This is a genomic window from Lelliottia sp. SL45 (assembly GCF_026672535.1).
GTDB classification, from domain to species: Bacteria; Pseudomonadota; Gammaproteobacteria; order Enterobacterales; family Enterobacteriaceae; genus Enterobacter; species Enterobacter nimipressuralis.
Genome location: NZ_JAPPRH010000003.1, coordinates 1335257 through 1348023 on the forward strand (window position 1 = coordinate 1335257; position 12767 = coordinate 1348023).

Consider the following 12767-nt stretch of genomic DNA (forward strand, 5'->3'; position numbering starts at 1 on the left):
TAAAAGGGGTTGCCTTAGTTGCAACCCATTTTTAATGTTCACCCCCTCTAGGGAGAGAGGTTGAAATCACCTTGAGTTAATCATCAAGTGTGCTATCAAAAAAAGATTTGAAGTTATTCATGCATTTATTAGTTATGTCTAATATGGATGGCATGGTAACTCCTCCTTTATTCTCGAGTTGTAATATCCCCAAAATAACAATATAGGATACAATAAGCGCATAATATGCATGGGCATAAGTTTTCAGTGATGCTTTACTACTTCTGAAAGGGGAGAATACATCTCCGTGAAAGCGTTCATGCCTGTATGTCGAAATCATAAGCTCTAGGAGGGATTTTAGTTTCTCTTCTGGTGAAAGAAGATTACTTTGTATAGAGAGATTTAATATTGAACTCGAAGTATTAACCTTTGTCAATGCAGTGGTTTGTCGTAGTAAAAGACACATTAGTCGACCTGCATTTCTTCTTTTATTATATTCCAAGTTATAATATGTGCCTGGTATGCTCGGGTTCTCTATGAGATATGTTTTATAAAATTCTTTATAACGAAGCTTCCCTAAGCTACGGATTGCACGTTTTTTTATTCTGTCAGTATGGGGAGGGTTATTCTCTATATGGCAGTCAAGTATTCTAGATGCAATATAATCAGCTGTTTGTTGAGGTATATGCTCTGCCAAAATATTAGTTATGTTCGACCATTCATGTGGATTGCTTTTAAAGAGACTATCTACAAAATCACACATTGGCGAAGACTGCGTGTGATTATATTGCTTAAGATTTTGATCAATTACTCTGTAAAGGCTGTCAAATGCAGCATCAGGACGGTTTGGTAAAGAACCCAGGCAGTCTAAAATATGACCAATTGCAGCATTGAAAGGTTCATCTTTATCATTAGCGATTAGTGTTGTTGTAGCAAAGATCTGCTGAACATTATGTTTGGCCATCAAATCTAAAAATATTCGTTCACACTCAAATAGCTCCACAGCAGGCCAATTATTATGATTTGAAACGCGAATTGTACTTGTACTTTCATTCATATAATAACCCTCTCCTTTTCAAACGTTATAGATAGCAATGAATAAAATAATTTAAACGAACTTCGCTAGTAAATCACTTAAAAAATCGTTCATCTTATGTGGCCTTGTTCGAGAGCGGTTCTTTAGTGTGACTTAAGTTAAATTACATACCTAGAACTTGGGCAGTGTTCTATCCCAAAAGATAATGGCTCAAATGAAACTTCGGAACAGCAATAGCTCACGAATTGATTCTACTCTTGGTTAATTCGTCTTAATGGCGGAATGAGTTGCCGCCTGTTGTCTCAACTGCCATAGAACTCTTACAAATTGCCGCTGGCCTCGCCCGGCGGCATCCTTTCCGTATGAATAATTTAAATTCTCTGCAGGATATCGCACGCGCGATCCGCAACCTCATCCGTACCGGCATTGTGACCGATGTCAACCCCGTCGAGGGTCTTTGTCGTGTCCAGACCGGCGGGATGGAAACCACGTGGCTAAACTGGCTGACCTCTCGCGCCGGTCGCTCGCGTGTGTGGTGGGCTCCTTCTGTTGGCGAGCAGGTGCTGATTCTTGCCATCGGTGGCGAGCTCGACACCGCGTTTGTGCTGCCCTCCATTTTCTCTGATGACAATCCCGCGCCGTCTGCCTCGCCTGATGCGCTTCACATAGCCTTTCCCGACGGGGCGGTCATCGAGTACGAACCCGACAGCGGGGCGCTCACCGTGTCCGGTATCAAAACAGCCGACGTCACCGCGTCGGATTCCATTACCGCCACCGTGCCGGTGGTGCTGGTCAAAGCTGAAACCCGCATCACCCTCGATACACCCGAGGTGGTCTGTACCAACAAGCTCATCACCGGCTCACTTGAAGTGCAGAAGGGCGGAACGATGAAGGGCGATATCACGCACAGCGGCGGGAAATTTATCTCTAACGGCGTGCAGGCGGATGACCACGCACATGGCAATGTGCAGAGCGGCGGGAGCTGGACGAAGGAGACCAAATGACAGTGCGTTATCTGGGCATGAACAGCCAGACCGGGCTCAGTATTTCTGAGGCCGACCATATCAGGCAGAGCGTGCGCGACATTCTGGTCACGCCGGTTGGCTCGCGGGTGATGCGCCGCGAATACGGCTCGCTACTTTCAGCGCTGATTGACCAGCCGCAGACCCCGGCGTTGCGCCTGCAGATTATGGCCGCGTGTTACTCCGCGATCCAGAAGTGGGAGCCGCGCGTCACACTGTCGACCATTACCTTTGAGCGAGGCGAGGCTCACGGCGCGCTGTATGTCGATATTACCGGCACGCGCTCGACGACGACGAGCCAGCCCTTTTCACTCACCATTCCACTGAGTTAAACGCTATGGCTATTGTTGACCTGAGCCAGCTCGCCGCGCCCGATGTCGTGGAAGAGCTGGATTTTGAAACCATTCTGAGCGAACGAAAAGCGACGCTTGTCTCGCTTTATCCCGAAGACCAGCAGGAGGCGGTCGCGCGCACGCTGACGCTTGAATCTGAGCCGATTGTGAAGCTGCTGCAGGAGAACGCTTATCGTGAAGTCATCTGGCGTCAGCGCGTCAATGAGGCCGCGCGTGCGGTCATGCTGGCCTATGCCGCCGGTGCTGACCTCGACCAGATAGGGGCGAATTCCAGCGTTGAGCGCCTCGTAATTACGCCTGCAGACGAGACCACACTGCCGCCGACGCCTGCGGTGATGGAATCGGACACCGACTATCGCCTACGCATTCAGCAAGCCCCCGAGGGACTGAGTACCGCAGGATCTACCGGGGCATATCAGTTTCATGGCCGCAGCGCCGACGGGCGGGTCGCGGATATTTCCGTTATCAGCCCCGAGCCTGCCTGCGTCACCGTGTCGGTTTTGTCCCGCGAGAATAACGGCGCAGCGTCCGACGAGCTGCTGGCCGTGGTGCGTGCCGCGCTGAATGATGAGGATGTGCGGCCGGTCGCTGACCGCGTGACCGTCCAGTCAGCGACCATTGTCGACTACACCATCGACGCGGCGCTTTACCTTTACCCCGGCCCCGAAAGCGAGCCGGTGCTCAGTGCGGCAAAAGCGAAGCTGCAGACCTATATCAGCGCACAGCACCGGCTCGGGCGGGATATTCGCAAGTCAGCCATCTACGCCGCGCTCCACGTCGAGGGGGTGCAGCGTGTCGAGCTGGTAGCACCCGTGGCCGATATCGTGCTCGATGATACGCAGGCGTCTTATTGCACCGCGTACAGCGTGACGGTCGGGGGTAACGATGAGTAATAACCGACTGCTGCCGGTCGGCTCGTCACCGCTTGAGGTGGCGGCGGCGCGCGCCTGTGCGGATATCGAAAATACCCCCGTCCCGCTGCGCCGCCTGTGGAACGCCGACACCTGCCCGGCGAATTTGCTGCCGTGGCTTGCCTGGGCGTTTTCGGTTGACCGCTGGGATGAAAGCTGGCCGGAAGAAACGAAACGCGAGGTGATCCGCGCGGCGTGGTTTATCCATGCGCACAAAGGGACGATTGGTGCGGTGCGACGTGTGGTCGAGCCGCTCGGGTATCTGATTAACGTGACGGAATGGTGGGAAACGAACGACCCGCCCGGCACATTCCGCCTCGATATCGGCGTGTTAGAGACCGGTATCACCGAGGAAATGTATTACGAAATGGAGCGGCTGATTGCCGACGCCAAACCCGCGAGTCGCCATCTTATCGGTCTGAATATTATTCAGGATATTCCGGGTCATCTGTATTACGGCGCGCTGACCTATGACGGCGATATCACCACGGTTTACCCCGGATAAGTGAGAGCAAAATGACAGTAAAATATAAAACCGTTATCACCCGAGCCGGTGCGGAGAAACTGGCGGCGGCGAGCGTCCCGAACGGGAAAAAAGTTAATTTCGTGGCGATGTCCGTCGGGGATGGCGGCGGGAAACTGCCCGAACCGAACGCCAGTCAGACAAAGCTGGTCAATGAGGTCTGGCGTCATGCGCTGAATAAAATCAGCCAGGACAAAAAGCACAAAAACTATGTCGTCGCGGAGCTGGTGATTCCGCCAGAGACCGGCGGTTTCTGGCTGCGTGAAATGGGGCTTTACGATGACACCGGCACGCTGATTGCGGTCGGTAATATGGCAGAGAGCTACAAGCCCGAGCTGGCGGAAGGGTCGGGACGCGCGCAGACCCTGCGAATGGTTATCATGGTGAGCGATATCGACACGGTCGAGCTGTCCATCGATACCACACTGGTGATGGCAACGCAGGATTATGTCGACGATAAGCTCGCGGAGCATGAGCAATCCCGTCGCCATCCCGACGCCACACTGAAAGAAAAGGGTTTCACGCAGTTAAGCAATGCAACCGACAGCACGTCTGAGACGCTCGCCGCGACGCCGAAAGCGGTTAAGGCGGCGTATGACCTTGCTGATGGTAAATATACGGCTCAGGACGCCACCACAAAGCAGAAGGGCATTGTCCAGCTCAGTAGTGCGACCGACAGCACCTCGGAAGCGCTGGCGGCGACCCCAAAGGCGGTAAAGGGCGTTAATGATGACCTGACCAAAGTTAAGGAGAGCCTCGGAACGGCGGCAAAAGCAGATGTCGTCACGTCGATGACAGATACGACAGTCGGGCGAGTACCGGTGACGGGCTGGCACGGGCTGGGAGCTGTGGCACCCCGCACGCCTGCCGTAGCGAGTAACAATTACGACAATATCCCGACGGATTTACCTTCCGGTTTCTGGACGCACGCTGTCAGCGGTGGACCTTACGCCTATACCTTTACGCTTTATCAGGATGGTGGGGCGGCAAAGCAAAGTCGTCACCTGATTATTCCATCCGATCCAAAAGGCAAAATCGCGTTTCGATGGGATGGCGCAACGGGGACGGGTAGCAAGGATTATCAGTATTTTTACACCGATAAAAACAAGCCATCAGCGGCGGATGTTGACGCCGTTTCAGCATCGCAGGGCGGGACATTCCAGAAAGCCATAGCTGTTAAAGGCAATGGCGCAGCGGTAGCGCTGTGGCCGCTTGCTGCTGGTCAGTCAACTTATCTTCTGGGCAAGGATTACAACGGGGATAACGTATTTTATGTGGGGCGGGGAGGCGCAAATTATCATGTTTCGCTTTTTAACTATAAGGGCGGAACTGGATTAGTTTTGGGTGAAGATGGTTCTATTTCTGTAACCACAGCCAATGGCAGGGCCGTTAATTTGAGTGGCCCCATGAAAGCCACGGGTGAAATGCAAAGCTCAAGCGCTAATAGTTTCCGAATAGCTTACGGGAGTTACGGCACATTCTGGCGAAACGATGGCAACAGACTTTATCTGATGATGACAAACTCCGGTGATCAGTTCGGAGGCTATAACAACCTACGTCCATTTTACGTCGATATCTCTACCGGCGCAGTCACTATGGGGCATGGTCTTGCCGTGAATGGTGGAATCACTGGTAGCGGGAGATTTGTTCCGTCAGATTACGGTAACTTTGATTCACGTTATTACACGAAAGCGCAATCTGATGCGGGTTATATGGCTAAAACCGGAGCCTATACCAAAGCCGAAAGCGACGGGCGCTATCCGCTAAAAACAGCAACGGTGATCGATGTTCGTCAGGGAAGTCCTGGAACGATTGTACTGAAACGTAATGGCTGGAATTACGTTCCGGGCGGGTGTGCGTTTACGGGCTGGTATGTTGAAGGGGATGCGCCGGTTGATGACACTATTCAGTACAAGCCGATACAAATAAATATCAACGGTGCATGGCGAACCATTTCGGGGTAAATATGGAACTTAAAACACTCACGGCTTACGAGCCTGTCGTCAGAGAAGCTGACAATATTCTTTATCTGCAGGATGAGGACGGAAAAGACTGGTACGCCAGTCAGTCCCTGTTTTCAGCCACTAAGTTAAAAATTGCTTTTACCGATGACGGGATTATCCGCACGGCGGATTACGATGTTTCTGCGCTGTGGCCGGTCAATATGGCGGTGGCGGAAGTCACGAAAAAATCCGTGCCTGCAGGTTTCAATATCGATGGCGAATGGATGTATGACGGCAAAAAAATCATCCCCGCGCCGGTGGATCATGTGGCACGAGCAGAGGCAAAGAAGCAAAGCCTTTTGTCGGAGGTCTCGCAGATTATCTCGCCGCTGCAGGATGCGGCGGAGCTGGGGATTGCGACAGAGGAAGAATTAGCGCTCCTGACAGCGATGAAAACATACCGCGTCCTGTTAGGCCGGGTAGAACCCGCCAGCGCGCCAGATATTGACTGGCCGGTTAAACCAGAATGACCAGAGCCCTCCACCCGGAGGGCTTTTTGTTTGTTGTGTTATCCCTCCTCCAACGCCATTTCATCGCGCCAGTCGTGTACACAACAGAAAATAGTTGCACCCTTACACCACGGAGTTTAACGGATGAGCGACTATCATCACGGCGTGCAGGTCATCGAGATTAACGACGGCGTGCGCACCATTTCCACCGTCTCAACGGCCATCATCGGCATGGTCTGCACGGCCAGCGATGCTGACGAAAACGCATTCCCGCTCAATGAGCCGGTGCTGATTACCAGCGTGCAAACCGCTATCGGTAAAGCCGGTAAACAGGGCACGCTTTCACAATCCCTGCAGGCCATTGCCGACCAGTGCAAACCGGTCATTGTCGTCGTGCGCGTGGCTGAAGGTGTCGACGACCCCGACGACCCCGACGCGGCACAGAAAGAAACGATTTCGAACATCATCGGCACCACGGACGAAAACGGGAAATATACCGGCCTGAAAGCGCTGCTGACGGCGCAGACCGTCACCGGCGTTAAGCCGCGCATTCTCGGTGTGCCGGGGCTGGATACGCAGGAAGTGGCGACCGCGCTCGCGTCAACCTGTCAGAGTCTGCGCGCCTTTGGCTATATCAGTGCGTGGGGCTGCAAAACCATTTCTGATGCCATCGACTACCGCGAGAATTTCAGCCAGCGCGAGCTGATGGTCATCTTCCCTGATTTTCTGGCATGGGACACCACGGCGAACGCCACGACGAACGCCTGGGCGACGGCGCGCGCGCTGGGGCTGCGTGCCAGAATCGACCAGACGACCGGCTGGCACAAAACCCTGTCGAACGTCGGCGTGAATGGCGTCACCGGCGTTAGTGCCTCGGTGTCGTGGGATTTGCAGGAACCGGCGACCGACGCCAACCTGCTTAATCAGGCCGGTGTGACGACTCTGATCCGCAACGACGGCTTTAAGTTCTGGGGCAACCGCACCTGCTCGGATGACCCGCTTTTCCTGTTTGAGAACTACACCCGCACCGCGCAGGTGCTGGCCGACACGATGGCAGAGGCGCACGCGTGGGCGATGGATAAACCCATTACCCCGACGCTTATTCGCGACATCGTGGCCGGTATCAATGCCAAATTCCGCGAGCTGAAAAACAACGGCTATATCGTCGATGGCTCCTGCTGGTACGACCCGGAGTCGAACGACACCGCGACCCTGAAGGTAGGGAAACTGTATATCGATTACGACTATACCCCCGTCCCGCCGCTGGAACACCTGACCCTGCGCCAGCGCATCACTGATACCTATCTGGCGAACCTGTCGGACTCGGTCAACAGCTAAGGAGCTGCAAGCATGGCATTACCGCGCAAGCTTAAATATCTGAACATGTTCAACGACGGCCTGAGCTACATGGGCGTCGTGGAATCCGTCTCCCTGCCGAAGCTGACCCGCAAGCTCGAAAAATATCGCGGCGGCGGGATGCCGGGCTCGGTATCAATTGACCTCGGTCTCGATGACGACGCGCTGTCGCTTGAGTGGACGCTCGGCGGTCTGCCCGATGTCGACCTGTGGGCGCAGTACGCCTCGCCGGGTGCTGACAGCGTGCCGCTGCGCTTTACCGGCTCGTATCAGCGCGACGACACCGGCGCGATTTCTGCCGTTGAGGTGGTGATGCGGGGCCGTCACAAAGAGTACGACGGCGGCGAAAACAAACAGGGTGAAAGCGGGACGACCAAAATGTCGACCGAGTGCGCCTATTACCAGCTCACGATTGATGGCCGCGAAGTCATCGAGATTGACGTCATCAACATGGTGCTGAAAGTAGACGGCGTCGACCGTCTGGCTGAGCACCGCAAGGCCATCGGTCTGTAACCCCTGACCCGGTCAGCAATGCTGGCCGGTCACTTAACTTTGAAGAGAGAAACATCATGGAAAATATCAACGAAACCGCCACCACCGAAACCAAAAAACCGAACGTCGTGATCCTCGATACCCCACTGATGCGCGGCGAGCAGAAAATTGAGCAGATCACCCTGACCAAACCGAACGCGGGAACCCTGCGCGGTGTGTCGCTGGCATCACTGGCAAACTCTGACGTCGATGCCCTGATTAAGGTGCTGCCGCGCATGACCTATCCTGCGCTGACTGAGCACGAGGTCGCGCGTCTGGATGTGTCCGACCTGATTTCGCTCGCCGGTAAGGTGGTCGGTTTTTTGTCGCCTGTTTCGGAACACTAGAATTTCACGAAAACCTGTCGGTCGATGACCTGATGGCGGATATCGCGGTGGTTTTTCACTGGCCGCCATCAGAGCTGAATTCCCTGAGCGTGACCGAGCTCTTCACGTGGCGCGAGAAAGCGCTGCAGCGTAGCGGAAACCATCATGAGCAATAATGTCAGACTTGAGGTACTGCTGAACGCGGTCGACCGGGCAAGCCGACCGCTTAAGGCTATCCAGACCGCCAGCAAATCCCTTACCGGCGACATCCGCACTTCACAGAAAAGCCTGCGCGAGCTTAACGCGCAGGCATCCCGCATTGAGGGATTCAGGAAAGCCAGCGCGCAGCTTGCCGTCACCGGTCAGTCACTGGAAAAGGCAAAGCAGGAGGCGGCGGCTCTTGCCACGCAGTTTAAAAACACCGAGCGCCCGACGCGCGCGCAGGCACAGGTACTTGAATCCGCGAAGCGTGCAGCCGACGGGCTGCAAACAAAATACAACAGCCTCACCGAATCCATTAAACGCCAGCAACGCGAGCTCGGCGCGGTGGGGATTAATACCCGTAATCTGGCAAATGATGAGCGGGGGCTTAAGTCGCGCATCAGCGAGACCACTGCGCAGCTCAATCGTCAGCGTGATGCACTGGCGAAGGTCAGCGCACAGCAGGCAAAGCTCAACCGGGTGAAAGAGCGCTATCAGGCCGGTAAATCAATGGCCGGTAGTGCGGCGGCCGCAGGTGCTGCCGGGGTCGGTATTGCTACGGCGGGAACGCTGGCAGGTGTAAAACTGATGATGCCGGGCTTTGATTTTGCGCAGAAAAACTCTGAGCTGCAGGCGGTGCTCGGCGTTGAGAAACAATCGCCCGAAATGCAGGCGCTGCGTAAACAGGCGCGACAGCTCGGTGACAATACCGCTGCGTCTGCCGATGACGCGGCCAGTGCGCAAATCATCATTGCCAAAAGCGGCGGCGATGCGGCGGCCATTCAGGCGGCGACACCGGTCACGCTGAATATGGCGCTGTCGAATCAGCGCTCGATGGAAGAGAACGCCGCGCTGCTGACCGGGATGAAATCCGCGTTTCAGCTTTCCAACGACAAAGTCGCACACATTGGCGATGTGCTCTCGATGACGATGAACAAAACTGCCGCCGACTTTGACGGGCTAAGCGACGCGCTGACGTACGCCGCGCCGGTGGCGAAAAATGCCGGGGTCAGTATCGAGGAAACCGCCGCGATGGTGGGCGCGCTCCACGACTCCAAAATCACCGGCTCGATGGCGGGAACAGGAAGCCGTGCCGTGCTGAGTCGCCTGCAGGCACCGACCGGTAAAGCGTATGACGCCATCAAAGAGCTCGGGGTGAAAACGTCGGACAGCAAGGGAAACACGCGCCCGATATTTTCCATCCTGAAAGAAATGCAGCGCAGTTTTGAGAAGAACAATCTCGGCACCGGCCAGCGCGCCGAATACATGAAAACCATTTTCGGTGAGGAGGCCAGCTCGTCGGCGGCGGTACTGATGGCCGCCGCGTCGACCGGCAAACTCGACCAGCTTACCGCTGCGTTTAAAGCCTCGGACGGCAAGACCGAGGAGCTGGTTAAAGTCATGCAGGACAACCTCGGCGGCGACTTTAAAGAGTTTCAGTCGGCATATGAGGCGGTCGGGACTGACCTGTTTGACCAGCAGGAGGGCTCACTGCGCAGGCTGACGCAAACGGCGACGAAGTATGTGCTCAAACTCGATGGCTGGATCACAAAAAATAAGGGACTGGCGACCACTATCGGTGTGGTGGTCGGCGGCGCGCTGGCGCTGACTGGCGTAATGGGCGGGATTGGCCTCGTCGCCTGGCCGGTGGTGATGGGCATTAACGCCATCATTGCCGCTGCCGGTGTAATGGGCGTGGTATTCAGCACCGTCGGTGGGGCAATCGTCACGGCCATTGGTGCCATCAGTCTGCCGGTGGTGGCTGTGGTCGCAGCTATCGTGGCGGGTGCGCTGCTGATCCGTAAATATTGGGAACCGCTAGACGCCTTTTTCTCAGGAGTGGTGGAAGGGCTTAAAGCCGCCTTTGCGCCTGTCGGGGAAATGTTTGCCCCGCTCTCGCCGGTCTTTGACGCCATCGCGGAAAAGCTCGGTGTCGTCTGGAAGTGGTTTAAAGACCTGCTCGCGCCGGTGAAAGCCACGCAGGAAACGCTGGAGAGCTGCAAAAATGTCGGGGTTATGTTTGGTAAAGCCCTCGCCGATGCGCTGATGGCTCCGCTGAATATCTTCAACAGCCTGAGCGGGAAGGTCGGCTGGCTGCTGGAAAAGCTCGGGGTCATCAAAAAAGAGTCCGGTGACCTCGACCAGACTGCCGCGAAAGCGAATAAGGCCGCGCCGGGTGGCGGGTATATCCCGGCAACTGCGAGTTATGGCGGATATCAGGCGTATCAGCCGGTGACAGCTCCCGCTGGCCGGTCTTACATCGACCAGAGTAAAAGCGAATACAACATCACCCTGCAGGGTGGCGCTGTGCCGGGCAGCGACCTCGACCGTCAGCTGCGCGACGCCGTCGAGAAGGTCGACCGTGAGAAACGTGCGCGCCAGCGATCCAACATGAGACACGATTAAGGAAGGTGTAAACATGCTAATGGTGCTGGGTTTTTTTGTGTTTGAACGGCACACCCTGCCGTATCAGTCGATGCAGTATTCGAAAGATTATCGCTGGGCCTCAAACGACCGCATCGGCAAGCCACCGGCTTATCAGTTTCTCGGGGAGGGAGAAACCTCCCGCACCCTGTCGGGCACGCTTTACCCTGAAATCACCGGCGGTCGCCTGTCGCTGACAGCGGTCGAACTGATGGCTGATGAGGGGCGCGCATGGCCGCTGATTGACGGGACGGGCATGATCCTCGGGATGTATGTTATCGAGAAAGTGACCCATACCCACACCGAGCTTTTCAGCGACGGCCAGGCGCGAAAAATCGATTTCAGCCTGTCGCTGAAACGCGTTGATGACTCGCTCGCGGCGATTTACGGCGACCTGAAAACGCAGGCTGACAGTCTGGTCACATCAGCCGGTAACTGGCTGGGAGGACTGGCGGGATGATAACGGGAATGAATGTGCAGGCCGGGGCGAAGATAGCCCCGGCGTTTATGCTCAAGCTGGATAACGAGGATATCACGCAGGATTTTAGTGACCGCCTTATCAGCCTGACCATAACCGACAATCGCGGATTCGAGGCCGACCAGCTCGATATCGAGCTCGATGACACTGACGGCCAGATAGCAATGCCGCCGCGCGGAGCTACGTTGACGCTGTGGTTAGGATGGCAGGATTCCGCGCTGATAAAAAAAGGGACGTTCACGGTCGATGAAATTGAGCACCGGGGCGCGCCAGATACGCTGACCATCCGGGGGCGTAGTGCGGATTTTCGCGGGACGCTGAACTCACGCCGCGAGCAGTCATGGCATGACACCACGCTCGGGGTAATTGTCGATACCATCGCGCAGCGTAACAAACTCGCGGCCAGCGTCGCTGAGACCCTGAAAGCGATCGCCGTGCCGCATATCGACCAGTCACAGGAATCCGACGCGGCGTTTCTTTCCCGACTGGCTGACCGAAACGGTGCGTCGGTTTCTGTCAAAGCGGGAAAATTATTATTCCTGAAAGCCGGTAGCGCGGTAACGGCCAGCGGCAAGGCTATCCCGCAAATGACCGTCGAGCGCGGCGACGGCGACCGGCATCAGTTCGCCATTGCTGACCGCGAGGCGTACACCGGCGTCACGGCAAAATGGCTGCACACCAGAGACCCGAAACCGCAAAAGCAAAAGGTGAAGCTCAAACGCAAGCCGAAAAAGCAACATCTGCGCGCTCTGCAGCACCCGAAAGCCGTTAAAGCACCGACAAAGAGTCAGGCGAAAAAGGAGCAGGAAGCGCGCGAGGGCGAGTATATGGCCGGTGAGTCTGACAACGTGCTGGAGCTCACGACCATCTTTGCGACAAAGGCGCAGGCGATGCGCGCAGCTCAGGCGAAGTGGGACAAGATACAGCGCGGGGTGGCGGAGTTTTCGGTTACGCTCGCCACTGGCCGGGCAGATTTATTTCCTGAAACGCCGGTGGCGGTGAAAGGCTTTAAGCGCGTCATAGACGAGCAGGCGTGGATAATCAGCCGCGTGGTGCACAACCTTAACGGGAACGGTTACACGACGGGCTTAGAGCTTGAGGTGAAGGTTTCAGACGTTGAGTATGAGAGTGAGGAAATGGAATAGAGTTATCATTATATCTATTTGTTTTATATG

General features: G+C 55.4%; 14 protein-coding genes. 13 read left to right on the forward strand and 1 reads right to left on the reverse strand.

Annotation, left to right across the window (positions count from 1 at the left end):
• Positions 1 to 76: 76 nt before the first annotated feature.
• Positions 77 to 1036, reverse strand: a complete 960-nt coding sequence (locus OVA10_RS12465) for a hypothetical protein (protein WP_268196052.1) — start codon at positions 1034 to 1036, stop codon at positions 77 to 79.
• Positions 1037 to 1377: 341 nt separating this feature from the next.
• Between OVA10_RS12465 and OVA10_RS12470 the strand changes: the two genes are divergently transcribed.
• The 13 genes from OVA10_RS12470 to OVA10_RS12530 all read left to right on the forward strand — a co-directional run bounded on the left by OVA10_RS12470 (position 1378) and on the right by OVA10_RS12530 (position 12737).
• The gene (locus OVA10_RS12470) at positions 1378 to 2019 is read left to right on the forward strand and encodes a phage baseplate assembly protein V (protein ID WP_268196053.1); all 642 of its coding nucleotides are present in this window, start codon (positions 1378 to 1380) and stop codon (positions 2017 to 2019) included.
• Positions 2016 to 2369 (forward strand): GPW/gp25 family protein, encoded by a 354-nt coding sequence (locus OVA10_RS12475; RefSeq protein WP_268196054.1) that lies wholly within the window; start codon positions 2016 to 2018, stop codon positions 2367 to 2369. Before OVA10_RS12470 ends, OVA10_RS12475 begins: the two co-directional genes overlap by 4 nt.
• Before the next feature lie 5 nt (positions 2370 to 2374).
• The gene (locus tag OVA10_RS12480; RefSeq protein ID WP_268196055.1) at positions 2375 to 3283 is read left to right on the forward strand and encodes a baseplate assembly protein; all 909 of its coding nucleotides are present in this window, start codon (positions 2375 to 2377) and stop codon (positions 3281 to 3283) included.
• Complete coding sequence (locus tag OVA10_RS12485; protein WP_181826441.1) at positions 3276 to 3806, forward strand: phage tail protein I; 531 nt, start codon at positions 3276 to 3278, stop codon at positions 3804 to 3806. The genes OVA10_RS12480 and OVA10_RS12485 overlap by 8 nt, the downstream gene beginning before the upstream one ends.
• A gap of 11 nt (positions 3807 to 3817) precedes the next feature.
• The gene (locus OVA10_RS12490; RefSeq protein WP_268196056.1) at positions 3818 to 5788 is read left to right on the forward strand and encodes a phage tail protein; all 1971 of its coding nucleotides are present in this window, start codon (positions 3818 to 3820) and stop codon (positions 5786 to 5788) included.
• A gap of 2 nt (positions 5789 to 5790) precedes the next feature.
• Positions 5791 to 6297, forward strand: a complete 507-nt coding sequence (locus OVA10_RS12495; RefSeq protein ID WP_268196057.1) for a tail fiber assembly protein — start codon at positions 5791 to 5793, stop codon at positions 6295 to 6297.
• A gap of 123 nt (positions 6298 to 6420) precedes the next feature.
• On the forward strand, positions 6421 to 7614 hold the full coding sequence (locus OVA10_RS12500; protein ID WP_268196058.1) for a phage tail sheath protein: 1194 nt from the start codon (positions 6421 to 6423) through the stop codon (positions 7612 to 7614).
• A gap of 12 nt (positions 7615 to 7626) precedes the next feature.
• On the forward strand, positions 7627 to 8145 hold the full coding sequence (locus tag OVA10_RS12505) for a phage major tail tube protein (protein WP_268196059.1): 519 nt from the start codon (positions 7627 to 7629) through the stop codon (positions 8143 to 8145).
• Positions 8146 to 8201: 56 nt separating this feature from the next.
• Complete coding sequence (locus OVA10_RS12510) at positions 8202 to 8510, forward strand: phage tail assembly protein (RefSeq protein WP_268196060.1); 309 nt, start codon at positions 8202 to 8204, stop codon at positions 8508 to 8510.
• 32 nt (positions 8511 to 8542) lie between these two features.
• Complete coding sequence (locus OVA10_RS12515; RefSeq protein WP_105475878.1) at positions 8543 to 8665, forward strand: GpE family phage tail protein; 123 nt, start codon at positions 8543 to 8545, stop codon at positions 8663 to 8665.
• Positions 8655 to 11096: a phage tail tape measure protein gene (locus OVA10_RS12520; protein ID WP_268196061.1), complete on the forward strand. Its 2442-nt coding sequence runs from the start codon at positions 8655 to 8657 to the stop codon at positions 11094 to 11096. Before OVA10_RS12515 ends, OVA10_RS12520 begins: the two co-directional genes overlap by 11 nt.
• A 13-nt stretch (positions 11097 to 11109) precedes the next feature.
• A complete protein-coding gene (locus OVA10_RS12525; protein WP_268196062.1) occupies positions 11110 to 11574 on the forward strand; it encodes a phage tail protein in 465 nt (154 codons plus the stop codon).
• On the forward strand, positions 11571 to 12737 hold the full coding sequence (locus OVA10_RS12530; protein ID WP_268196063.1) for a phage late control D family protein: 1167 nt from the start codon (positions 11571 to 11573) through the stop codon (positions 12735 to 12737). Before OVA10_RS12525 ends, OVA10_RS12530 begins: the two co-directional genes overlap by 4 nt.
• The last annotated feature ends 30 nt before the right edge of the window (positions 12738 to 12767 follow it).